The sequence below is a fragment of the Citrobacter sp. Cpo030 genome, assembly GCF_030333005.1.
GTDB lineage: Bacteria > Pseudomonadota > Gammaproteobacteria > Enterobacterales > Enterobacteriaceae > Citrobacter > Citrobacter portucalensis.
In genome coordinates this window covers 151915-174513 of the sequence record NZ_JAOWGT010000069.1, presented here as the reverse complement: position 1 = coordinate 174513, position 22599 = coordinate 151915, and the positions used below count along the sequence as shown (strand labels likewise).

The following is a 22599-nucleotide window of genomic DNA, read 5'->3' as shown; positions in this document are numbered from 1 at the left end:
TACGGAAAAATAAAAGGGGAGATAAAATCCCCCCTTTTTAATTAAATGTCTGTATGAATTGATGAATTATTCGCCAGATGCCTGCTGCGCTTCCGGCTTACCGTAAATCAGCAATGGCTTGCTCTGACCGCCAATCACCGACTCATCGATCACCACTTTTTCGACGTCTTCCATAGAAGGCAGATCGTACATGGTGTCGAGCAGCGCGGCTTCGACGATAGAACGCAGACCACGAGCACCGGTTTTACGCGCCATCGCTTTCTTAGCGATCGCATCCAGCGCTTCCTCACGGAATTCCAGATCGACACCTTCAAGATTGAACAGCGCCTGGTACTGCTTGGTCAGGGCGTTTTTCGGCTCTTTGAGGATCTGGATCAACGCTTCTTCGCTCAGCTCGCTCAGCGTTGCCACAACCGGCAGACGACCGATGAACTCAGGGATCAGACCAAACTTGATCAGATCTTCCGGTTCAACCTGCGACAGCAGTTCACCTTCGCTGGCTTTATCAGACTGCGCTTTTACCGTTGCGCCAAAACCAATGCCGGAGCCGGTTTCAACACGGTTAGCAATCACTTTATCCAGGCCGGCAAAGGCACCACCGCAGATAAACAGGATCTTGGAGGTATCAACCTGCAGGAATTCCTGCTGAGGATGTTTACGACCACCCTGCGGCGGAACGGCAGCAACCGTCCCTTCGATCAGTTTCAACAGCGCCTGCTGTACGCCTTCGCCGGAAACGTCACGGGTAATAGATGGGTTATCAGACTTACGTGAAATCTTGTCGATCTCATCGATATAGACGATCCCACGCTGTGCTTTCTGCACGTCGTAATCGCACTTCTGCAACAGCTTCTGAATAATATTTTCAACATCTTCACCCACATAACCGGCTTCGGTCAGCGTGGTGGCATCAGCCATGGTGAACGGAACGTCCAGCAGGCGCGCCAGCGTTTCAGCCAGCAGCGTTTTACCGGAACCCGTCGGGCCAATCAGCAGGATGTTACTTTTGCCCAACTCAACACCATTGCTGGTGTCGCCGTTGCGCAGACGTTTGTAATGGTTGTATACCGCGACCGCCAGCACTTTCTTCGCCTGCTCCTGACCGATAACGTAATCGTCCAGGTGGTTGCGAATTTCATGTGGCGTCGGCAGCGCACTGCATTCACGGTGCGGTGCTACTTCCTTAATCTCTTCGCGAATGATGTCGTTGCATAAATCAACACATTCGTCGCAGATATACACGGATGGACCGGCAATCAGCTTACGCACTTCATGCTGGCTTTTGCCGCAAAAAGAGCAGTACAACAATTTGCCCGAGCCATCTTTGCGTTTATCTGTCATGGGTCAAAACCTCTTCTTTGTTCTTTGTGCCGCACACGACGACGCAAATGCCATTCTCAGGCGCAAGACGCTAGTCAGCGTTGTGCCGCTCCAGGTAATTATAGCGGCACACCTGCGCACTGGGCATTAATTACGATGGGTCAAAATCGAGTCGACCAGACCGTACTCTACCGCTTCAGAAGCGGAGAGGAAGCGATCGCGCTCGGTATCACGTTCAATCTGCTCAAGAGATTGACCCGTATGATGCGCCATAAGTTCGTTCATGCGCCCTTTTACCTTCAGGATTTCACGGGCATGAATTTCAATATCCGTTGCCTGGCCCTGGTAACCGCCCAGAGGCTGGTGGATCATGACGCGAGAGTTAGGCAGGCAAAAACGTTTGCCTTTCGCCCCGGCGGTCAGCAGGAACGCACCCATTGAGGCCGCCTGGCCCATACAAATGGTGCTGACGTCCGGCTTAATAAACTGCATGGTGTCATAGATAGACATCCCGGCAGTGATCACTCCACCAGGGGAGTTGATGTACAGGTAGATATCTTTTTCTGGGTTTTCTGCTTCCAGGAACAGCATCTGCGCCACGATCAGGTTAGCCATATGGTCTTCGACCTGGCCGGTCAGAAAAATGACGCGTTCCTTAAGTAGACGAGAATAGATATCAAAAGAGCGCTCACCACGTGAGGTCTGTTCAATGACCATCGGCACCAGCGCCATATGGGGTGCAAAGTTATCTCGTTCGCCGCTGTATGACATTTCCGTCTCCTGGATAAAATTTGAAAAAACCTGCTGTGCTGATTGTAACCTTATGGACGGATTATCAGCTAGTCCCTCAGTAATGGGTACGACATCGCCATAATTCAAGCATAACAATCTTTTGTTGTAACGCTAACACTGAAACGCTGTTTTCGCACTCTTCCCATGCAAAATGCGTGACAAAAAAAAACCCGCCACCAAAAGGTGACGGGCTTGCGTACGAAATTCGAGCTAAAAAAGCGACGAATTACGCCTGCTGGTTCATCAGTTCGTTGAAGGAAGTGGCTTTTTCAGTCACTTTCGCTTTCGCCAGAACGGCTTCAACAGCCTGCTCTTCCAGAGCGACGTTACGCATGTTGTCCATCAGCTCTTTGTTTTTGCTGTAGAACTCAACAACTTCTTTCGGATCTTCGTAAGCAGAAGCCATCTCTTCGATCAGGCCTTTAACGCGATCTTCGTCAGCTTTCAGTTCGTTGGTACGAATTACTTCGCCCAGCAGCAGACCAACAACTACGCGACGCTTAGCCTGTTCTTCGAACAGTTCACGCGGCAGTTCCAGAGCTTGTTTCTCGTTGCCACCAAAACGCTGTGCAGCCTGACGACGCAGAACGTCGATTTCGCTGTCGATCAGTGCAGCCGGAACGTCGATGTCGTTAGCTTTTACCAGACCTTCGATCGCCTGAGACTTAACGCGGTTACGCACAGCGCCTTTCAGCTCGCGTTCCATGTTTTTACGGACTTCAGCGCGCAGACCTGCTACGGAACCATCTTCAACGCCGAAACGTTTGATGAATTCTTCAGTCAGTTCCGGCAGTTCGCGTTCTTCAACTTTCTTCAGGTTGATAACGAACTTCGCAGCTTTACCTTTCAGGTTTTCAGCGTGGTACTCTTCCGGGAAGGTCACGTCGATAGTGAACTCTTCGCCAGCTTTGTGGCCTTTAACGCCTTCTTCAAAGCCCGGGATCATACGACCCTGGCCCATCGCCAGTACGAAGTCAGACGCTTTGCCGCCTTCGAACTCTTCGCCGTCTACAGAACCGGTGAAGTCGATGGTTACACGGTCTTCGGCATCAGCAGCGCCGTCTTTGTCTTTCCAGGTAGCCTGCTGCTTGCGCAGGGTGTCCAGCATTACGTCAACGTCAGCGTCGGTAACTTCAACAACCGGTTTTTCAACTTCGATTGCTTCCAGGCCAGTCAGCTCAACTTCCGGGTAAACTTCGAACTCTACCGCGTAAGTAAAATCTTCACCCAGTTTGTATTCGCCCGGAACGTAGTTCGGTGCGCCAGCCGGATTGATTTTTTCTTTGATGATCGCGTCAACGAAGTTGCGGCTCATCAGGTCACCCAGAACGTCCTGGCGAACAGACGCGCCATAACGCTGAGCAACAACATTCATCGGTACTTTTCCTTTGCGGAAACCGTCAATACGCACTTTCTTCGCTACGTTGACCAGCTCGCTTTTCACAGCGGTCTCGATGCTGTCAGCAGCGATAGTAATCGTTACACGGCGGCCAAGGCCTTGAGTGGTTTCAACTGAAACTTGCATCTTGTTACCTCAAAAAATCACAGTGCTCGGTCAACTCTTCTCCGCAAGCACAGGTTGTTGGCTTCGCGGAACTGGGATGTTCTCATAAGCAATCACATTCCCTGTCGTCAGAATCATCCCGAAGACATTCCGAAAAATAAGACGCGCATTATAGCGGCATCACTTTTATGAGTCGAGAACGGTTATCGCGCGTTGCTGCGGCTTTTTTCACAATTCCCGGCTAATTTTTGTCTGAATACTGTACGACTGCCCCAGAATTCAGACAAAACAAAACGGCCCGCAGGCCGTTTTCACATAATCTGTAGCAACATACTGGAAAAGCGTCGGTTGTTGCAAATCCGTTTTTACGCGATGCTTCCCGCTCCACGACACGGAGGCGATGCAAAAATCGTATCCTGCAACGCTTCCCACTCCTTAATAGTGTAGGTATGCAGGGCAAGCGCATGAACGGTTGTGGAAAGTTCCGCCGTTAATGTGCTGTAAATCATCCGATGACGATTAAGAAAACGTTCACCTGTAAAGCGATCGCTAACCAGTACAACCTTAAAGTGGCTTTCAGAACCAGCCGGGACATTGTGACGATAGCTTTCATCCACAACTTCGAGGAACACGGGTTCGAACGCTGCCCTTAATTTTTCTTCTATTTGCTCACGAATCATCATGAAATTTTTCCTCCGACAACGCTGAGATGTCACCCATCCCTTTAAATACTAGCCGCTTTTACCGTTTTCATTACACCTTAGCAACAAAAAATTAGCGCTTGTCTGATTTTCTCATTCAAACGGATGAAGTTCACTGATTCCTCACTCCAATTTATTGCAAAAAGTCCGTTTATAGTCTCTACAAAGTCATAAAACGGACAACACAATGAATTTACATGCGTTACCCACTTCCCCTCATCGTTGGCGATGTTATGATGGCGGGAATTTTCTCTAACCATACAATTTAGATTCGCTGAGAGCCCTGGCATGTTTAAAAAAATCCTCGTCCCGTTTGTCGCACTGTTTATGTTAGCTGGATGCGCAACGCCGCCGACCACTATTGAAGTCTCCCCGAAAATTACCCTGCCGCAGCAGGACCCGAGCCTGATGGGTGTGACCGTTAGCATCAATGGTGCCGACCAGCGCCAGGATCAAGCGCTGGCAAAAGTCACCCGTGACAACCAACTGGTTACCCTGACCGCGTCCCGCGATCTGCGTTTCCTGCTGCAAGAAGTGCTGGAAAAACAGATGACTGCACGTGGTTATATGATTGGACCAAACGGTGCAGTCAACCTGCAAATCATTGTTAACCAGCTGTATGCTGACGTGTCTCAGGGTAGCGTGCGCTATAACATCGCTACCAAAGCAGACATCGCCATCATTGCAACTGCCGCCAACGGTAACAAGATGACCAAAAACTACCGTGCAAGCTATTCTGTTGAAGGTGCTCTGCAGGCCTCTAACAAAAATATCGCTAACGCCGTTAACAGCGTACTGACCGACACCATCGCTGATATGTCTCAGGACACCAGCGTTCACGATTTCATCAAGCAGAACGCTCGTTAATTTCTGCCCATATGGCCCGGCGTTCGTCGGGCCTATAGAAGCCCATGTCCAGTCATTACTTACGTATTTTTCAGCAGCCACGCTCAGCTATCCTGCTCATTCTGGGGTTCGCCTCCGGTTTACCGCTCGCGCTCACCTCCGGTACGCTCCAGGCGTGGATGACAGTCGAGAATATCGATCTTAAAACCATCGGTTTCTTTTCCCTGGTCGGTCAGGCCTACGTATTTAAGTTTCTCTGGTCCCCGTTGATGGACCGTTACACGCCACCGTTTTTAGGTCGACGTCGCGGCTGGCTGCTGGCGACCCAGGTGCTGTTGTTAATTTCTATCGCCGCGATGGGCTTTCTGGAGCCTGGCACACAGTTACGCTGGATGGCTGCACTCGCAGTAGTGATCGCATTTTGCTCTGCATCGCAGGATATTGTCTTTGATGCCTGGAAAACCGACGTATTGCCCGCTGAAGACCGCGGCACCGGCGCGGCTATCAGCGTACTGGGCTATCGATTAGGGATGCTGGTTTCAGGCGGACTGGCCCTGTGGATGGCCGATCGCTGGCTGGGCTGGCAAGGGATGTACTGGCTGATGGCTGCGCTGTTGATTCCTTGTATCATCGCCACCCTGTTAGCACCCGAACCGACTGACACCATTCCGGTGCCTAAAACGCTGGAACAGGCGGTTGCGGCTCCGCTGCGCGACTTCTTTGGTCGTAATAACGCCTGGCTGATCCTGCTGCTTATTGTGCTGTATAAGCTCGGGGATGCCTTCGCCATGAGCCTGACCACCACCTTTTTAATCCGTGGCGTTGGGTTTGATGCGGGTGAAGTTGGCGTGGTGAATAAGACACTGGGGCTACTGGCCACCATTGTTGGCGCGCTGTACGGTGGGATCCTGATGCAGCGCCTTTCTCTGTTCCGCGCATTGCTTATTTTCGGCATCCTGCAAGGGGCGTCGAATGCGGGCTACTGGCTACTGTCCATCACTGACAAACACATGTTCAGCATGGCGGCGGCCGTCTTCTTTGAAAACCTGTGCGGCGGAATGGGCACGGCGGCATTTGTCGCCTTATTAATGACGCTGTGCAATAAGTCCTTCTCAGCGACCCAGTTCGCCCTGCTCTCCGCGCTTTCAGCCGTTGGTCGCGTTTACGTTGGCCCGGTAGCGGGTTGGTTTGTCGAAGCACACGGTTGGCCGACGTTTTATCTGTTCTCCGTGTTTGCCGCGCTCCCCGGTCTGATACTGCTGCTGGTATGTCGCCAGACCTTGGAACATAGCTGGCAAAATGAAAGCTTTATTCCGCGTACGGAATTTCGTGGAGCGTACAGTCTGGCATTAATGACGTTGGTAGTGGGCTGCTGCCTGCTGCTGGTTTGGCTGCTGCTGTTAACCATGAACGCGCTGGATTACACCAATTTCTCCTTCCTGCCGGAACTGCTTGAAGTCTCAGTGGTGGTCGCGGTCTGCGGGGTCGTTTTTGGTGGATTGCTTGATTATCTGGCACTGCGAAAAACACGTCTGGCGTAAAAAACCCGCATTAATATCGCCGTTGTAATCACCCTACGTAATTATAACGGCGAAATAAGCAACAACTGCTAAAAATAATATTTGTTATTTTGTGCGCCAAAGAATTTGGAAATTATTGACGCCTTTTATATATACTATTTTCCTTACTCGATTCAGCCACGAAAGATTTATTTTTTGTTCCTCAATTGTCCCTTTATTGATAATCAATTGTTAAACAATTGTTTTATTTTCGTATTGGTTATACCAATTGCCCTCAGTACGCCACCCACCTGCCCGCTTTCGTTATAACGTGATGTTGCAACAGGTTCTTAAAGCCAAAGCGACATATATTGCAACATATGTGACATGCACGGCAGAACCCAGTAACACAGATCTAGAGATGTTTACAGTAATGTAACCTTCCCGTAAAATGCCCTCACACTTTAAACGCCACCCGGTCCCGTGGAATTGAGGTCGTTAAATGAGACTCAGGAAATACAATAAAAGTTTGGGATGGTTGTCATTAATTGCAGGCACTGCATTACTCAGTGGCTGTAATTCTGCGCTGCTTGACCCTAAAGGACAGATTGGACTGGAACAACGGTCATTGATACTGACGGCATTTGGCCTGATGTTGATTGTCGTTATTCCCGCCATCTTGATGGCTGTTGGTTTTGCCTGGAAGTATCGTGCAAGCAATAAAGATGCGAAGTACAGCCCGAACTGGTCACACTCCAATAAAGTGGAAGCTGTGGTCTGGACGGTGCCGATCTTAATCATCATTTTCCTTGCCGTCCTGACCTGGAAAACCACTCACGCTCTTGAGCCAAGCAAACCGCTGGCGCATGACGAGAAGCCCATTACCATCGAAGTGGTTTCCATGGACTGGAAATGGTTCTTCATCTATCCGGAACAGGGTATCGCTACCGTGAATGAAATCGCCTTCCCGGCGAATACTCCGGTTGAATTCAAAGTGACTTCCAACTCCGTGATGAACTCCTTCTTTATCCCGCGTCTGGGTAGCCAGATTTATGCCATGGCCGGTATGCAGACTCGACTGCATCTGATCGCCAACGAAGTCGGTACTTATGATGGTATCTCCGCAAGTTATAGCGGACCAGGCTTCTCCGGTATGAAGTTCAAGGCTATCGCAACAAAGGACCGCGCCGAATTCGACCAATGGGTTGCTAAAGCTAAACAGTCCACGAACACCATGAGCGACATGGCAGCGTTCGAGAAAGTGGCTGCGCCAAGCGAATACAACCAGGTGGAATACTTCTCCAACGTGAAACCGGATTTGTTTAAAGACGTTATTAACAAATTTATGGCTCACGGTAAGAGCATGGACATGTCCCAACCCGAAGGTGAGCACAGCGCACACGAAGGAATGGAAGGCATGGACATGAGCCACGCGGAATCCGCTCACTAAGGGGCCGAGGAAGAATACGATGTTCGGAAAATTGACGCTGGATGCAGTTCCGTTCCATGAACCTATTGTCATGGTTACGATTGCTGCCATTATCATCGGTGGTGCGGCCTTACTGGGCCTTATCACTTACTTCGGTAAGTGGACCTACCTGTGGAAAGAGTGGCTAACCTCGGTTGACCACAAACGCCTTGGCATCATGTATGTCATCGTCGCAATCGTCATGTTGATTCGTGGCTTTGCCGACGCCATCATGATGCGTAGTCAGCAAGCGCTGGCTTCTGCAGGTGAAGCGGGCTTCCTGCCTCCTCACCACTACGACCAGATCTTCACGGCTCACGGCGTGATTATGATCTTCTTCGTGGCAATGCCATTTGTTATCGGTCTGATGAACCTGGTGGTTCCGCTGCAGATCGGCGCACGTGACGTTGCATTCCCGTTCCTGAACAACCTGAGCTTCTGGTTCACCGTTGTCGGCGTAATCCTGGTTAACTTGTCTCTGGGCGTGGGTGAATTCGCGCAGACCGGTTGGCTGGCGTATCCGCCACTTTCGGGAATAGAGTACAGTCCAAGCGTCGGGGTCGACTATTGGATATGGGCAGTCCAGTTGTCCGGTATTGGTACAACCCTGACCGGTATCAACTTCTTTGTGACCATCATTAAGATGCGTGCACCAGGAATGACCATGTTCAAGATGCCGGTGTTTAGCTGGGCATCTCTGTGCGCGAACATCCTGATTATCGCCTCTTTCCCAATCCTGACGGTTACCGTCGCGTTGCTAACCCTGGATCGCTATCTGGGCACCCATTTCTTTACCAACGATATGGGCGGCAACATGATGATGTACATCAACCTGATTTGGGCCTGGGGCCATCCGGAAGTGTACATTCTGGTTCTGCCAGTCTTCGGTGTGTTCTCCGAAATCGCGGCAACCTTCTCGCGTAAACGTCTGTTTGGTTACACCTCGCTGGTGTGGGCAACCGTGTGTATCACCGTTCTGTCGTTCGTTGTTTGGCTGCACCACTTCTTCACCATGGGTGCAGGCGCTAACGTAAACGCCTTCTTCGGTATCACCACCATGATTATCGCCATCCCGACCGGGGTGAAGATCTTCAACTGGCTGTTCACCATGTATCAGGGCCGTATCGTATTCCACTCAGCAATGCTGTGGACGATTGGCTTTATCGTCACCTTCTCAGTCGGCGGCATGACCGGTGTACTGCTGGCGGTGCCGGGTGCGGACTTCGTTCTGCACAACAGTCTGTTCCTGATCGCGCACTTCCATAACGTTATCATCGGCGGTGTCGTATTTGGATGCTTCGCTGGTATGACCTACTGGTGGCCAAAAGCGTTTGGCTTCACGCTGAACGAAACCTGGGGTAAACGCGCATTCTGGTTCTGGATCATCGGCTTCTTCGTAGCATTTATGCCACTGTACGTGCTGGGCTTCATGGGTATGACCCGTCGCCTCAGCCAGCAGATTGATCCACAGTTCCATCCGATGCTGGTCGTTGCCGCCTGCGGCGCCGCGCTGATTGCACTGGGTATCCTGTGCCAGCTGATTCAGATCTTCGTTTCTATTCGCGACCGCGAGCAGAACCGTGACCTGACCGGTGACCCATGGGGTGGTCGTACGCTGGAGTGGGCAACCTCTTCCCCGCCTCCGTTCTATAACTTTGCCGTTGTGCCGCACGTTCACGAGCGTGATGCCTTCTGGGAAATGAAAGAAAAAGGTGAAGCGTACAAGCAGCCTGCGCACTATGAAGAAATTCATATGCCGAAGAACAGCGGTGCCGGTATCGTCATTACCGCCTTCGCAACACTGTTTGGTTTCGCCATGATCTGGCATATCTGGTGGCTGGCGATTGCAAGCTTCGCAGGCATGATCATCAGCTGGATTGTGAAAAGCTTTGATGAAGACGTGGATTACTACGTGCCGGTCCCGGAAGTCGAAAAACTGGAAAACCAGCATTTCGATGAGATTACTAAGGCAGGGCTGAAAAATGGCAACTGATACTTTAACGCACGCGACTGCCCACGCGCACGAACACGGGCACCACGATGCAGGCCAGACCAAGATCTTCGGATTCTGGGTCTACCTGATGAGCGACTGCATTCTGTTCTCTATTCTGTTTGCAACCTATGCCGTTCTGGTGAACGGCACCGCAGGTGGCCCGACAGGTAAGGACATTTTTGAACTGCCGTTCGTTCTGGTTGAAACATTCCTGCTGTTATTCAGCTCCATTACTTACGGCATGGCAGCGATTGCCATGTACAAGAACAACAAGAGCCAGGTTATCTCCTGGCTGGCGTTGACCTTCTTGTTCGGTGCCGGATTCATCGGGATGGAACTCTATGAATTCCATCACCTGATTGTTAACGGTATGGGCCCGGATCGCAGTGGCTTCCTGTCTGCGTTCTTCGCGCTGGTCGGCACGCACGGTCTGCACGTCACCTCCGGTCTTATCTGGATGGCAGTGCTGATGGTGCAAGTTGCTCGTCGCGGCCTGACCAGTACTAACCGTACCCGCATCATGTGCCTGAGCCTGTTCTGGCACTTCCTGGATGTGGTGTGGATCTGTGTGTTCACTGTTGTTTATCTGATGGGGGCGATGTAATGAGTCATTCTAACGAGAGCGGCGGCGCATCCCATGGCAGCGTAAAAACCTACATGACAGGTTTTATCCTGTCGATCATCCTGACGGTCATTCCGTTCTGGATGGTGATGACAGGTTCTGCCTCACCGGCCGTCATTCTGGGAACTATTCTGGCAATGGCAGTGGTACAGATTCTGGTGCACCTGGTGTGCTTCCTGCACATGAATAGCAAATCTGATGAAGGTTGGAACATGACGGCCTTTGTCTTTACTGTGCTAATCATCGCCATCCTGGTTGTGGGCTCCATCTGGATTATGTGGAACCTTAACTACAACATGATGATGCACTAAGAGCGGCGATTATGATGTTTAAGCAATACCTGCAAGTAACGAAACCAGGCATCATCTTTGGCAACCTGATCTCGGTGATTGGGGGATTCCTGCTGGCCTCGAAAGGCAGCATTGATTATCCCCTGTTTATCTACACGCTGGTTGGGGTGTCACTGGTTGTGGCGTCGGGTTGTGTATTTAACAACTACATCGACAGGGATATCGACAGGAAGATGGAGAGGACCAAAAACCGCGTGCTGGTTAAAGGTCTGATTTCCCCTGCGGTCTCGCTGGTATACGCCACCCTGCTTGGTATTGCTGGCTTTATGCTGCTGTGGTTTGGCGCGAACCCTCTGGCCTGCTGGCTGGGGGTAATGGGCTTCGTGGTATACGTGGGCGTCTATAGCCTGTATATGAAGCGCCATTCCGTTTACGGTACGCTGATTGGCTCACTCTCCGGCGCTGCGCCGCCGGTGATTGGCTACTGTGCCGTAACCGGTGAGTTCGATAGCGGTGCGCTGATTCTGCTGGCTATTTTCAGCCTGTGGCAGATGCCGCACTCTTACGCGATTGCGATTTTCCGCTTCAAGGATTATCAGGCTGCCAACATCCCGGTGCTGCCGGTGGTGAAAGGTATTTCGGTCGCGAAGAACCATATCACGCTGTACATCGTGGCGTTTGCTATCGCCACGCTGATGCTAACCCTGGGCGGCTATGCAGGTTATAAATACCTGATTGTTGCCGCGGCGGTGAGCGTCTGGTGGTTGGGCATGGCGCTGCGCGGTTATAAAGTGGAAGATGACAGAGTCTGGGCGCGCAAGCTGTTCGGCTTCTCTATCATCGCCATTACCGCGCTCAGCGTGATGATGTCGGTCGATTTTATGGTGCCAAACTCGCAGAACCTGCTGACTTACGTCTGGTAAAATCTGCGGATACGAAAAGGGTGCTTCGGCACCCTTTTTATTGGCAGGAATATTATTCAGTCATAGAGCCATTTCCCAGCCTTTGCTGACTCGATAATCATACCTACTGTCAAAGGCTTTAACTCAATTTCAGGAGGATCTTTTCGCCAGAAAGGGTATTCTTGTTCAATATAATTCCTTCCATCAAACTTCGAGTATTCAATATTAAAATGCTCAAATAAATCAGCTAAAAAATCATACGCATCTTCCGGAACAAACTGAAAATCATCCTCAAGGGTCCATTCTTTAGTGACCTGCTTAAGACCAGGTCTGAACCAACGTTCCCTGATTGGGTAATTCTTCATGATGTACTCAATAACTTCAGCTTCATAATTTCTCATCAGAAGGATGTCCACTGTATGCGATCTTTGGGTCGTACTAATATGATGATATCATTAGACTTTATGATGCATAATTCACACAACCTGTTGACCTGGGTTGGGTAAATTCAGCGAATGCTAAAAGGGTACTTCGGCACCCTTTTTACTTACTACGCGATTTTGAGAGCGTCAGGTCTCGTCTTTTTGCTCATCAGGCCAGATCTCAAACAACCATTTCCCCTCCTCTGCTGACTCCGCAAACATCCTTACGGTTAAAGGTAAACGTGTTGCTTCAACCTCCTCCCGTTTAACCTTGAACCATCGTGCCAAAAGTGGCGTGTTTTCCCAGGGGAAATAGCGGGTCCAGTCTACTTCCGATAAATCAACGTTGAATACTTTCCGGAACTCTTCAATTGCATCTGAGAGATCGTCTCGTGGCTCATCGAATAAATCTGTGTCGAGTTCTAAAGGAACCTCCTTCCAGTTTTCATCCAAATACCCAGGTATTTCTTCCCTGAAAATTTTTAACACATCGTCTTGAATACTCACTAGAATGATGTCCATTGAATACAAACATCAGCTTGAAGAAATGGGTTATATTTATCGCGAAATACCATTTTCCTTTTCCCTCTTTCCATTAGAAACAACCACAAAAAGACTACACCCGTAATTATCACAAGTAAATTAGTTGCATAGGTAATTATTTCAATTATCCCACAACACAATTCCACATATCGTAGAGGTTTACCGCACTCCTTCCCCGCTTTACACTAGGCGCGAAATTAATACAGAGGTGGGAATGAACGATTACAAAATGACGCCCGGTGAGTTGCGCGCCACCTGGGGTTTAGGGACCGTATTCTCTTTGCGCATGCTTGGCATGTTTATGGTCCTGCCGGTTCTGACCACTTACGGTATGGCGCTACAGGGTGCCAGCGAAGCGCTGATAGGCCTTGCTATCGGCATTTACGGTCTGGCCCAGGCCGTCTTCCAGATCCCCTTTGGCCTGCTCTCTGACCGCATCGGTCGTAAGCCACTTATCGTCGGCGGGCTGGCGGTATTCGTTCTCGGCAGCATAATTGCTGCTCTCTCCGATTCAATCTGGGGAATTATTCTTGGCCGGGCTTTGCAAGGCTCTGGCGCGATTGCTGCTGCCGTAATGGCGCTACTTTCCGACTTAACCCGTGAGCAAAACCGTACCAAAGCGATGGCGTTTATCGGCGTCAGCTTTGGTATCACCTTCGCCATTGCGATGGTGCTGGGACCAATCGTTACCCATGCGCTGGGGCTACACGCGCTGTTCTGGATGATTGCAGCCCTTGCTACCACGGGTATCGTGCTGACCATTTGGGTCGTTCCCAATAGCACTACCCACGTGCTGAACCGCGAGTCGGGGATGGTAAAAGGCAGCTTCAGTAAAGTGCTGGCAGAGCCCAAACTGCTGAAGCTCAACTTTGGCATCATGTGTCTGCACATATTGCTGATGTCCACCTTCGTTGCCTTACCAGGCCAACTGGCGAAAGCAGGCTTCCCCGCCGCAGAGCACTGGAAAATTTATCTGGTGACGATGCTGCTGTCTTTTGTTTCCGTGGTGCCGTTCATCATTTACGCCGAAGTGAAGCGCCGCATGAAACGCGTGTTCCTCGCCTGCGTGTTACTGATACTTATTGCAGAGATTGTATTGTGGAGCGCTAACGTGCGTTTCTGGGGGTTGATTGCGGGCGTGCAGATATTCTTCCTCGCCTTCAATCTGATGGAAGCCCTCCTCCCCTCACTTATCAGTAAAGAGTCTCCGGCTGGCTATAAAGGCACGGCAATGGGCGTTTACTCCACCAGCCAGTTTCTTGGCGTGGCGATTGGCGGTTCGCTCGGCGGTTGGGTGGTTGAAATGTTTGATGGTCAGGCCGTATTCCTGGCCGGTGCGCTTCTGGCGGCAGTGTGGTTATTGGTGGCGAGTACAATGAAAGAGCCGCCGTATGTCAGCAGCCTGCGGGTGGAAATCCCACCTGAAATTGCTGCGGATGACACCCTGAAGCAGCGTCTGCTGGCTAAAGAAGGGATAAGCGAAGTGTTAATTGTGGCGAAAGAGCATTCGGCCTACGTGAAAATCGACAGCAAAGTCACCAATCGATTTGAGGTTGAGCAGGCCATCAGTCAGGCGTGATGATTGCCTGATGGCGACTATCGTCTTATCCGGCCTACCAATAGCGTGTGCTACCTGTAGGCCTGATAAGCGTCGCGCCATCAGGCATTACGACTTAATCGCGGAAGTTCTTAAACTGGAATGGCTGGCCGAGATCGCCGCCGCGAACCAGTGCCATGACGGATTGCAGGTCGTCACGCGCCTTGCCGGTTACACGGATTTCTTCGCCCTGAATCTGCGCCTGTACCTTCAGTTTGCTGTCTTTAATCAGCTTAACGATTTTCTTTTGTACCGCGCTTTCAATGCCCTGCTTCAGCTTAGCTTCAACAAACCAGGTTTTACCGCTGTGCACAAAGGTTTCTGGTACGTCCAGCGATGTGCCTTCAATGCCGCGTTTCAGCAGCTTGGCACGCAGAATATCCAGCAACTGATTGACCTGGAAATCAGACTCGCTCAGCACCTTAATCGTCTTATTTGACTCATTCAGCTCAAAAGTCGCTTCAACGCCACGAAAATCAAAGCGTGACTCCACTTCACGGCTGGCGTTATCTACCGCGTTACGGGCTTCCTGAAGATCAACTTCAGAAACAATATCGAAAGATGGCATCTTTTCCTCTCCCTTCATTTTTGATGCGAAGCATAATACCTGCAAAGTTACCCAACAGACAGCGCTATACTAGGCTGTATCCTTTAATTGTACGTGGTACTGATACCTGCGAACAATAATGGGGTACGGCCGATATGGATTAACACCTGGTGCTGTTGCAGGTGAGGAGGAAGAATGAAAATTACCGTACTGGGATGTGGAGCGCTAGGACAGCTTTGGCTTACCACGCTATGCAAACATGGACATGAGGTGCAAGGGTGGCTACGCGTACCGCAACCCTATTGCAGCGTAAACCTGATCGACACGGATGGGTCAGTTTTTAATGAATCCCTGACGGCAAACGACCCCGACTTTTTGGCAAAAAGCGACCTGCTGCTGGTCACCCTGAAAGCCTGGCAGGTTTCTGATGCGGTAAAAGGCCTGGCCGCAATTCTGCCTGAAACCACCCCGATTCTGCTGATTCACAACGGTATGGGGACGATTGAAGAGCTGCATAGCATTAAGCAACCTCTGCTGATGGGCACCACCACCCACGCGGCACGCCGTGACGGCAACGTCATCATTCATGTCGCTCAGGGAACAACGCGCATTGGTCCGGCGCGTGAACAAGACGGTGATTTCAGTTATCTGGCTGAAGTCCTGCAAGAGGTGCTACCGGACGTCGCCTGGCACGACACTATTCGCGCCGAGCTGTGGCGCAAACTGGCCGTCAACTGTGTCATTAACCCGCTGACCGCATTATGGGATTGCCCAAACGGCGAGTTACGCCATCATCCTGAAAAAATAGCACTCATCTGCGAGGAAGTGGCCGCGGTCATTGAACGCGAAGGCCACCACACATCTGTGGATGATTTACGCTATTATGTCGAGCAAGTGATTGACAGTACGGCGGAAAATATCTCATCGATGCTGCAAGACATACGTGCCCTGCGCCATACTGAGATCGACTACATTACCGGTTATTTGTTAAAACGCGCCCGCGCGCACGGCATCGCCGTTCCGGAAAATGCCCACCTGTTTGAAATGGTTAAGAGAAAGGAAAGTGAGTATGAGCGCTCAAGCACTGGTATGTCTCGCCCCTGGTAGTGAAGAGACCGAAGCGGTCACCACTATCGATCTGCTGGTTCGCGGCGGAATTAAGGTCACAACCGCCAGCGTCGCCAGCGATGGCGGCCTGACTATTGTGTGCTCACGCGGAGTAAAGCTGCTGGCGGATGCACCATTAGTCGAAGTTGCTGACGGCGATTTCGACATTATCGTGCTACCGGGCGGTATTAAAGGCGCCGAGTGTTTTCGCGACAGCCCGCTGCTTATCGAAACCGTGAAACAGTTTCATCGTTCCGGGCGCATTGTCGCGGCAATTTGCGCCGCGGCCGCCACCGTACTCGTCCCACACGATATTTTCCCCATCGGTAACATGACCGGTTTTCCGGCGCTGAAAGACAAAATTCCCGCTGACCAGTGGCAGGACAAGCGCGTCGTATGGGATCCGCGCGTCAATCTGTTAACCAGCCAGGGACCGGGAACCTCAATCGATTTCGGTTTAAAAATCATTGATCTGCTGGTGAGTCGCGAAAAAGCTCACGAGGTGGCGTCACAACTGGTGATGGCCGCGGGAATCTATAACTACTACGAGTAAATCTTCGAGCCACTCCCTTATAAGGAATCATAATGAAAGGATATCTGAGTGGAGTGGCTTTACTGCTCCTTTCCGGTTATGCCACAGCGACGCAACTCGAAATAAAGAGTATTGAGTATCGCTATCCCGGAAGCACTGAAATGCAGTATCGCGTGCCATGGTTTTCCTCGACGGATAACCCCAAAGTTGCAAAACGCATTAACGATTATATTTTCGCAAGCTTTATCAATCAGCTACCGGGCAATACTCCAAAGGCCACAGTAAATCAGTTTGCGAAATCAGCCATGAATCCCACCGCAAACCTTGACTACACGGTTGAGTATCGCGACGCAAAAATCCTGACGCTCAACATGTTTATCGAAGGTTGCGGGGCGTATTGCGAGTCGTACAATGTGCCGATCAGCTTCGATTTAGCCAGCGGTGCGGCAATTACCCTTAACGATCTCTTTTCCCGGGCTACAATCGCCGAATTAAACACCCGCATCAGAAAAAATATCCGCGGCCAAATCGATACCTTTGTTACGGCACATAATTCGCAAACACCAGAACAAATAAAAGAAGAGAAAGGTGAAGATTTTAACTATGCCGAATTCTACGCATCGTGCGCAACCTACACCGACGGTTTGTACTACATCGACAAATTCTCCCTGCAAAAAGACCATCTGGCTTTCCTGAACGGACGCTGTAGCAACCACGCCAGCCGTGCGCTCGACGAGTTGGGTGATTTCACAACGAAAATCCCAACCGCAGAACTGCAAAATCGACTCACACCGTACGGCCAATATCTGACTACCGCAAAGAGTACAACACCAGTTTCGCCAGCGCCCGGCATTGACGGCAAAGTCATGTACGGCACGCTGGGAAAAAGCATGCGTATTGTGTTGAAGGTGGACTGCAAATACGGTGATTTTTTTGAAGGGGCTTACTTTTACCAAAAATTTGGCGCACCGATTGAATTGACCGGCAAATGCGACGCAGCCGACAATCAACATTATGAACTAAAGACATCTGCAGCTGAACAAACGCAAGAGAAGATAACGCTAGAGTTAAAAGACGGTGTCTATCAGGGGGTCTGGGAGTCGAACGGGAAGACGCTTCCCGTGCGGTTTGAATAATATCGTTATATTGCCGGATGGCGGCGTAACCGCCTTATCCGGCCTACAACACGGTGTTTACTCAATTACGGGCGATACACCTTCACGTTCTCAAAGCCCTGCTCGCGCAGATAAAGCGCCTGCAGGCGGCTCATCACCCCGCGTTCACACCACAGCAGCCAGGTTTTACTCTGGTCCAGATCGCCGAATTTAGTGCTCAGCTTGTAGAATGGCAGAGAAACGACGTCCACACCTTCAATCTTCAGCGGTTTATCATCCTGTTCATCCACAGAACGGATATCAAGGATTACGTCATTCGGGCCGAAACCGCTCACGGTTTCCACTTCTACCACGGTCTGCTGCGTCTGCTGGGCGATATCGCGAATATCGATATTGTTCGCTTCTTCAACCACTTTATCGAGGATAGAGAAATCGAAGTTTTCTTCTTCGGCCTCAATCTTCGCTTTGATCGCTTTCACCGTCGGGCTTTTTGAAATTACACCGCAGTATTCCGGCATGGTACGTGCAAAGTCTTCGGTGCCAATTTCACGCGCCAGATTGATGATGTGCTCTTTATCATGGGAGATAAGCGGGCGCAGGATCAGGGTGTCGGATACGTTATCGATCAGACGCAGGTTGGTCAGCGTCTGGCTGGACACCTGGCCCAGTGCTTCACCGGTTACCAGCGCCTGTACGCCGTAGCGCTCAGCGACTTTCGACGCCGCGCGAACCATCATACGTTTGAGAACCACGCCCATCTGGCCGTCATCAACTTTCTCCAGGATCTCACCGACCACCGGTTCAAAGTTGATAGCAACAAAACGCACGCGATGCGAACTACCGAAGCGATTCCACAGGTAATGCGCCACCTGGCGAACGCCGATTTCATGCGCTGCGCCGCCAAGGTTAAAGAAGCAATAGTGCACACGGCAGCCGCGACGCATCAGCATATAGCTGGACACACCGGAGTCGAAACCGCCGGAAATCAGCGACAGTACGTCTTCCTGCGTCCCAATCGGGAAACCACCAATACCTTCATAGCGGCCTTTAACCAGCAGCAGACGGTCGTTTTCGATTTCAAGATTAACGGTCACATCCGGCTTCGTCAGCTTCACGCGTGCAGATTCAATATGTTGGTTCAGTCCACCGCCAACATAACGTTCCACCTCAATGGAGCTAAACTCATGCTTCCCGCGACGCTTCACGCGTACACAGAAGGTTTTACCTTCCAGTTGATCGCGATACTGCACCAGTGCCTTCTCAAAAATATCGTGCATATCGGTAAACGGCACGTCTTCTACTTCGAGAATGTGGTGGATACCCGGAATACGGGTCAGCGCGTCGCGAATATCCAGGCGCTGGCTTTCATCTTTAGCGCGAACCTCAACGTGATCCCAGTGACGGACAACGGCAAGGTCTTCATCATAGTGCTTTAAAACGTTACGAATGTTCCCTGTCAGAATTTTTATAAAGCGCAAACGCACAGATTGGCTTTTGATGGTGATTTCTGGGAACAATTTAATGATAAACTTCATGGCGGCAATGGTTCTTAGGCAAGTCTGAATGACTTGTAATGGAAAAAAATACAGCAGCCCATACCCGCGACTGCATCCAGGCGCGCAAGTATATCACCATCACGCGGCTACTGTGCACATTGCGCGTTATTTGCTTATCAGTGCGAGTCCGTTACCATAGTCTTGTGCTGCCAATACAGAGAGTCAGACATTCATTATGCCGAAGAAAAATGAAGCGCCCGCCAGTTTTGAAACCGCGCTGAGCGAGCTGGAACAAATTGTTACCCGTCTGGAAGGCGGCGACCTGCCGTTAGAAGAAGCGTTGAACGAATTCGAACGTGGCGTACAGTTGGCGCGTCAGGGACAGGTCAAATTACAACAGGCTGAACAGCGCGTACAAATCCTGCTGTCAGATACTGAAGACGCCGCCCTTACGCCTTTTACACCGGATAATGAGTAAATGGATTTTACGCAGCAGCTACAGGCTTGCGTTGAGCAGGCAAACCAGGCACTGAGCCGTTTTATCGCGCCACTGCCCTTTCAGAACACTCCCGTGGTAGAAACCATGCAATATGGCGCATTATTAGGCGGTAAACGTCTGCGCCCGTTCCTGGTGTATGCGACCGGTCAGATGTTTGGTGTCAGCCTGAGTACGCTTGATGCTCCCGCTGCCGCCGTCGAATGCATTCATGCCTATTCGCTGATGCACGATGATTTGCCCGCGATGGATGACGATGACCTGCGACGCGGTCTGCCGACTTGCCACGTAAAATTTGGCGAGGCAAATGCGATCCTGGCCGGAGATGCGCTACAAACGCTGGCATTCTCCATTATCAGCGACGCCCCAATGCCGGAAGTCACTGACCATGACCGCATCGCAATGATCTCTGAACTGGCTCAGGCCAGCGGCATCGCCGGTATGTGCGGCGGCCAGGCACTGGATCTGGAAGCTGAAGGTCATCAGGTTGAGCTGGATGCACTGGAGCGGATTCACCGCCATAAAACCGGAGCATTGATTCGCGCCGCCGTGCGTTTGGGGGCGTTAAGTGCTGGCGATAAAGGGCGAGAATGCCTGCCAATACTCGACAAATACGCAGAAAGCATCGGTCTGGCTTTCCAGGTTCAGGATGACATCCTGGATGTGGTAGGCGATACTGCAACATTGGGTAAACGTCAGGGTGCTGACCAGCAGCTTGGCAAAAGTACCTATCCTGCACTTCTGGGTCTTGAGCAAGCCCAGAATAAAGCCCGGGATTTAATCGAGGACGCCCGCCAGTCGCTAAGTCTGCTGGCCGCACAGTCACTCGATACCTCGGCACTGGAAGCGCTAGCGGACTACATAATCCAGCGTGATAAATAAACCAACATATCCCATGAGCTTGCGATGAGTTTTGATATAGCCAAATACCCGACCCTGGCGCTGGTCGACTCCACCCAGGAGTTACGTCTGCTGCCAAAAGAGAGCCTGCCAAAGCTTTGCGACGAACTGCGCCGCTATTTGCTCGACAGCGTAAGCCGTTCCAGCGGGCACTTCGCCTCTGGTCTGGGCACGGTGGAACTCACCGTCGCGCTGCACTATGTCTACAACACCCCGTTTGACCAGTTAATCTGGGATGTGGGACATCAGGCTTATCCGCACAAAATTCTGACTGGTCGCCGCGATAAAATCGGCACCATTCGTCAGAAAGGCGGCCTGCATCCGTTCCCATGGCGCGGTGAAAGCGAGTATGACGTACTGAGCGTTGGGCACTCTTCAACCTCCATCAGCGCAGGTATCGGTATTGCCGTTGCCGCCGAGAAAGAAGGTAAAGAGCGCCGTACCGTGTGTGTGATTGGTGATGGAGCCATCACCGCAGGGATGGCATTTGAAGCGATGAACCACGCGGGCGATATTAGGCCCGACATGCTGGTTATCCTCAACGACAACGAAATGTCGATTTCAGAGAACGTTGGCGCGCTGAACAATCATCTGGCACAGCTGCTCTCTGGCAAACTCTACTCCTCGCTGCGCGAAGGCGGGAAGAAAGTCTTTTCCGGCGTGCCGCCGATTAAAGAACTGCTCAAACGTACTGAAGAACACATTAAAGGTATGGTTGTGCCGGGGACTCTGTTTGAAGAACTGGGCTTTAACTATATCGGTCCGGTGGACGGTCACGACGTGCTGGGGCTTATTACTACGCTCAAAAACATGCGCGATCTGAAAGGCCCGCAGTTCCTGCACATCATGACCAAAAAGGGTCGTGGCTACGAGCCTGCGGAAAAAGATCCGATAACCTTCCACGCGGTACCCAAATTCGATCCGTCCAGCGGATGCCTGCCGAAAAGCAGTGGCGGCCTGCCGAGCTATTCAAAAATTTTCGGTGACTGGCTGTGCGAGACCGCAGCGAAAGACAATAAGCTGATGGCAATCACCCCGGCGATGCGCGAAGGTTCCGGAATGGTGGAGTTTTCACGTAAGTTCCCGGACCGCTATTTCGATGTGGCGATTGCCGAGCAGCACGCGGTGACGTTTGCTGCCGGTCTGGCGATTGGCGGCTACAAGCCGGTGGTAGCCATTTACTCGACCTTCCTGCAACGCGCCTACGATCAGGTGCTGCACGATGTAGCCATCCAGAAACTGCCGGTCCTGTTCGCCGTTGACCGGGCAGGGATTGTTGGCGCAGATGGACAAACCCATCAGGGGGCTTTCGATCTCTCCTTCCTGCGCTGCATCCCGGAAATGGTCATCATGACCCCGAGTGATGAAAACGAATGCCGCCAGATGCTGTTCACCGGCTATCACTACAACGACGGTCCAACGGTCGTGCGCTACCCACGCGGTAACGCGGTGGGCGTAGAGCTGACCCCTCTGGAACAACTGCCTATCGGGAAAGGAATCGTGAAACGTCACGGGGAAAAAGTGGCGATTCTCAACTTCGGTACCCTGATGCCGGAAGCCGCTCAGGTCGCAGAGTCGCTGAACGCCACGCTGGTCGATATGCGTTTTGTGAAACCACTGGATGAAACGTTGATCCTTGAAATGGCTGCCCAACACGAGGTGCTGGTTACCATTGAAGAGAACGCCATTATGGGTGGTGCTGGCAGCGGCGTAAACGAAGTGCTGATGGCCCATCGTAAGCCCGTCCCGGTGCTGAACATTGGCCTACCAGACTTCTTCATCCCGCAGGGAACTCAGGATGAAGCTCGTGCCGATCTGGGTCTGAATGCCGCCGGAATTGAGACCAAAATCAAGGCCTGGCTGGCATAATCCCCTCCCCGCTCCTGCTATGCTTAATTCATCACGAG

The 22599-nt window shown here is 51.3% G+C and carries 22 protein-coding genes; 14 read left to right on the top strand and 8 right to left on the bottom strand.

The window, feature by feature from the left end; all coding sequences use genetic code 11:
• Positions 1-66: 66 nt before the first annotated feature.
• From clpX to bolA, 4 genes are all read right to left on the bottom strand, one after another.
• Positions 67-1341 (bottom strand): ATP-dependent protease ATP-binding subunit ClpX, encoded by a 1275-nt coding sequence (clpX, locus tag OGY37_RS16450; RefSeq protein ID WP_213757601.1) that lies wholly within the window; start codon positions 1339-1341, stop codon positions 67-69.
• 126 nt (positions 1342-1467) lie between these two features.
• Entirely contained in the window at positions 1468-2091 is a 624-nt protein-coding gene (clpP, locus tag OGY37_RS16445) for an ATP-dependent Clp endopeptidase proteolytic subunit ClpP (RefSeq protein ID WP_003021624.1), read from the bottom strand.
• Between the two features lie 247 nt (positions 2092-2338).
• Positions 2339-3637 carry a trigger factor gene (tig, locus tag OGY37_RS16440; protein WP_003021622.1) on the bottom strand — a complete coding sequence of 433 codons (1299 nt, stop codon included), beginning with the start codon at positions 3635-3637 and terminating at the stop codon, positions 2339-2341.
• A 344-nt stretch (positions 3638-3981) separates the two neighbouring features.
• Positions 3982-4299, bottom strand: a complete 318-nt coding sequence (gene bolA, locus OGY37_RS16435) for a transcriptional regulator BolA (protein ID WP_003021619.1) — start codon at positions 4297-4299, stop codon at positions 3982-3984.
• 306 nt (positions 4300-4605) lie between these two features.
• Here bolA and OGY37_RS16430 point away from each other — a divergent pair, with 306 nt between their 5' ends.
• From OGY37_RS16430 to cyoE, 7 genes are all read left to right on the top strand, one after another.
• The gene (locus tag OGY37_RS16430; protein ID WP_032941838.1) at positions 4606-5184 is read left to right on the top strand and encodes a lipoprotein; all 579 of its coding nucleotides are present in this window, start codon (positions 4606-4608) and stop codon (positions 5182-5184) included.
• A gap of 44 nt (positions 5185-5228) precedes the next feature.
• Complete coding sequence (ampG, locus tag OGY37_RS16425) at positions 5229-6704, top strand: muropeptide MFS transporter AmpG (RefSeq protein ID WP_286621257.1); 1476 nt, start codon at positions 5229-5231, stop codon at positions 6702-6704.
• A 460-nt stretch (positions 6705-7164) separates the two neighbouring features.
• Entirely contained in the window at positions 7165-8112 is a 948-nt protein-coding gene (gene cyoA / locus OGY37_RS16420) for a cytochrome o ubiquinol oxidase subunit II (protein WP_003831009.1), read from the top strand.
• A gap of 19 nt (positions 8113-8131) precedes the next feature.
• Positions 8132-10123, top strand: a complete 1992-nt coding sequence (gene cyoB / locus OGY37_RS16415; RefSeq protein ID WP_003831008.1) for a cytochrome o ubiquinol oxidase subunit I — start codon at positions 8132-8134, stop codon at positions 10121-10123.
• Positions 10113-10727 (top strand): cytochrome o ubiquinol oxidase subunit III, encoded by a 615-nt coding sequence (locus tag OGY37_RS16410; protein ID WP_003831007.1) that lies wholly within the window; start codon positions 10113-10115, stop codon positions 10725-10727. The genes cyoB and OGY37_RS16410 overlap by 11 nt, the downstream gene beginning before the upstream one ends.
• Positions 10727-11056: a cytochrome o ubiquinol oxidase subunit IV gene (locus tag OGY37_RS16405; protein WP_003831006.1), complete on the top strand. Its 330-nt coding sequence runs from the start codon at positions 10727-10729 to the stop codon at positions 11054-11056. Before OGY37_RS16410 ends, OGY37_RS16405 begins: the two co-directional genes overlap by 1 nt.
• A gap of 11 nt (positions 11057-11067) precedes the next feature.
• A complete protein-coding gene (cyoE, locus tag OGY37_RS16400) occupies positions 11068-11958 on the top strand; it encodes a heme o synthase (RefSeq protein ID WP_003831005.1) in 891 nt (296 codons plus the stop codon).
• A gap of 56 nt (positions 11959-12014) precedes the next feature.
• On the opposite strand, the gene OGY37_RS16395 is transcribed toward cyoE, so the two are convergent.
• Together OGY37_RS16395 and OGY37_RS16390 are read right to left on the bottom strand one after the other, a co-directional pair.
• The gene (locus tag OGY37_RS16395; RefSeq protein ID WP_267445061.1) at positions 12015-12338 is read right to left on the bottom strand and encodes a DUF1493 family protein; all 324 of its coding nucleotides are present in this window, start codon (positions 12336-12338) and stop codon (positions 12015-12017) included.
• Between the two features lie 168 nt (positions 12339-12506).
• Positions 12507-12881 (bottom strand): DUF1493 family protein, encoded by a 375-nt coding sequence (locus tag OGY37_RS16390; RefSeq protein WP_079938378.1) that lies wholly within the window; start codon positions 12879-12881, stop codon positions 12507-12509.
• Positions 12882-13116: 235 nt separating this feature from the next.
• Between OGY37_RS16390 and OGY37_RS16385 the strand changes: the two genes are divergently transcribed.
• Entirely contained in the window at positions 13117-14481 is a 1365-nt protein-coding gene (locus OGY37_RS16385; protein ID WP_071445875.1) for an MFS transporter, read from the top strand.
• Between the two features lie 94 nt (positions 14482-14575).
• Here the strand turns inward: OGY37_RS16385 and OGY37_RS16380 are convergent, their stop codons facing one another.
• The gene (locus OGY37_RS16380) at positions 14576-15067 is read right to left on the bottom strand and encodes a YajQ family cyclic di-GMP-binding protein (protein ID WP_003831002.1); all 492 of its coding nucleotides are present in this window, start codon (positions 15065-15067) and stop codon (positions 14576-14578) included.
• Positions 15068-15241: 174 nt separating this feature from the next.
• Between OGY37_RS16380 and panE the strand changes: the two genes are divergently transcribed.
• Genes panE through OGY37_RS16365 form a run of 3 tightly spaced genes read left to right on the top strand, consistent with a single transcriptional unit; the run spans position 15242 to position 17821 of the window.
• A complete protein-coding gene (gene panE / locus OGY37_RS16375; RefSeq protein WP_003831001.1) occupies positions 15242-16153 on the top strand; it encodes a 2-dehydropantoate 2-reductase in 912 nt (303 codons plus the stop codon).
• Positions 16116-16706: a protein deglycase YajL gene (gene yajL / locus OGY37_RS16370; protein ID WP_126319036.1), complete on the top strand. Its 591-nt coding sequence runs from the start codon at positions 16116-16118 to the stop codon at positions 16704-16706. The genes panE and yajL overlap by 38 nt, the downstream gene beginning before the upstream one ends.
• Positions 16707-16738: 32 nt before the next feature.
• Entirely contained in the window at positions 16739-17821 is a 1083-nt protein-coding gene (locus OGY37_RS16365; RefSeq protein ID WP_148362347.1) for a hypothetical protein, read from the top strand.
• Positions 17822-17886: 65 nt separating this feature from the next.
• Here OGY37_RS16365 and thiI read toward each other — a convergent pair whose 3' ends face one another.
• The gene (gene thiI / locus OGY37_RS16360) at positions 17887-19335 is read right to left on the bottom strand and encodes a tRNA uracil 4-sulfurtransferase ThiI (protein WP_003830998.1); all 1449 of its coding nucleotides are present in this window, start codon (positions 19333-19335) and stop codon (positions 17887-17889) included.
• Between the two features lie 196 nt (positions 19336-19531).
• Here thiI and xseB point away from each other — a divergent pair, with 196 nt between their 5' ends.
• The 3 genes from xseB to dxs are packed head-to-tail and all read left to right on the top strand — an operon-like array spanning position 19532 to position 22561.
• A complete protein-coding gene (gene xseB, locus OGY37_RS16355) occupies positions 19532-19774 on the top strand; it encodes an exodeoxyribonuclease VII small subunit (protein ID WP_003021586.1) in 243 nt (80 codons plus the stop codon).
• On the top strand, positions 19775-20674 hold the full coding sequence (gene ispA, locus OGY37_RS16350) for a (2E,6E)-farnesyl diphosphate synthase (RefSeq protein ID WP_126319042.1): 900 nt from the start codon (positions 19775-19777) through the stop codon (positions 20672-20674). It begins immediately after the preceding gene.
• A gap of 24 nt (positions 20675-20698) precedes the next feature.
• Positions 20699-22561 (top strand): 1-deoxy-D-xylulose-5-phosphate synthase, encoded by a 1863-nt coding sequence (gene dxs, locus OGY37_RS16345; protein WP_003830996.1) that lies wholly within the window; start codon positions 20699-20701, stop codon positions 22559-22561.
• Positions 22562-22599 lie beyond the last annotated feature (38 nt).

What these genes read in the sequence shown, in the direction of transcription:
- OGY37_RS16365 (WP_148362347.1), top strand. Translation starts at nt 16,739, where the DNA reads ATGAAAGGATATCTGAGTGGAGTGGCTTTACTGCTCCTTTCCGGTTAT.
- OGY37_RS16410 (WP_003831007.1), top strand. Translation starts at nt 10,113, where the DNA reads ATGGCAACTGATACTTTAACGCACGCGACTGCCCACGCGCACGAACAC.
- panE (WP_003831001.1), top strand. Translation starts at nt 15,242, where the DNA reads ATGAAAATTACCGTACTGGGATGTGGAGCGCTAGGACAGCTTTGGCTT.
- ampG (WP_286621257.1), top strand. Translation starts at nt 5,229, where the DNA reads ATGTCCAGTCATTACTTACGTATTTTTCAGCAGCCACGCTCAGCTATC.
- cyoB (WP_003831008.1), top strand. Translation starts at nt 8,132, where the DNA reads ATGTTCGGAAAATTGACGCTGGATGCAGTTCCGTTCCATGAACCTATT.
- OGY37_RS16395 (WP_267445061.1), bottom strand. Translation starts at nt 12,338, where the DNA reads ATGAGAAATTATGAAGCTGAAGTTATTGAGTACATCATGAAGAATTAC.
- dxs (WP_003830996.1), top strand. Translation starts at nt 20,699, where the DNA reads ATGAGTTTTGATATAGCCAAATACCCGACCCTGGCGCTGGTCGACTCC.
- thiI (WP_003830998.1), bottom strand. Translation starts at nt 19,335, where the DNA reads ATGAAGTTTATCATTAAATTGTTCCCAGAAATCACCATCAAAAGCCAA.
- clpP (WP_003021624.1), bottom strand. Translation starts at nt 2,091, where the DNA reads ATGTCATACAGCGGCGAACGAGATAACTTTGCACCCCATATGGCGCTG.
- cyoE (WP_003831005.1), top strand. Translation starts at nt 11,068, where the DNA reads ATGATGTTTAAGCAATACCTGCAAGTAACGAAACCAGGCATCATCTTT.
- OGY37_RS16385 (WP_071445875.1), top strand. Translation starts at nt 13,117, where the DNA reads ATGAACGATTACAAAATGACGCCCGGTGAGTTGCGCGCCACCTGGGGT.
- yajL (WP_126319036.1), top strand. Translation starts at nt 16,116, where the DNA reads ATGAGCGCTCAAGCACTGGTATGTCTCGCCCCTGGTAGTGAAGAGACC.
- OGY37_RS16405 (WP_003831006.1), top strand. Translation starts at nt 10,727, where the DNA reads ATGAGTCATTCTAACGAGAGCGGCGGCGCATCCCATGGCAGCGTAAAA.
- tig (WP_003021622.1), bottom strand. Translation starts at nt 3,637, where the DNA reads ATGCAAGTTTCAGTTGAAACCACTCAAGGCCTTGGCCGCCGTGTAACG.
- cyoA (WP_003831009.1), top strand. Translation starts at nt 7,165, where the DNA reads ATGAGACTCAGGAAATACAATAAAAGTTTGGGATGGTTGTCATTAATT.
- ispA (WP_126319042.1), top strand. Translation starts at nt 19,775, where the DNA reads ATGGATTTTACGCAGCAGCTACAGGCTTGCGTTGAGCAGGCAAACCAG.
- OGY37_RS16380 (WP_003831002.1), bottom strand. Translation starts at nt 15,067, where the DNA reads ATGCCATCTTTCGATATTGTTTCTGAAGTTGATCTTCAGGAAGCCCGT.
- OGY37_RS16390 (WP_079938378.1), bottom strand. Translation starts at nt 12,881, where the DNA reads ATGGACATCATTCTAGTGAGTATTCAAGACGATGTGTTAAAAATTTTC.
- clpX (WP_213757601.1), bottom strand. Translation starts at nt 1,341, where the DNA reads ATGACAGATAAACGCAAAGATGGCTCGGGCAAATTGTTGTACTGCTCT.
- bolA (WP_003021619.1), bottom strand. Translation starts at nt 4,299, where the DNA reads ATGATGATTCGTGAGCAAATAGAAGAAAAATTAAGGGCAGCGTTCGAA.
- xseB (WP_003021586.1), top strand. Translation starts at nt 19,532, where the DNA reads ATGCCGAAGAAAAATGAAGCGCCCGCCAGTTTTGAAACCGCGCTGAGC.
- OGY37_RS16430 (WP_032941838.1), top strand. Translation starts at nt 4,606, where the DNA reads ATGTTTAAAAAAATCCTCGTCCCGTTTGTCGCACTGTTTATGTTAGCT.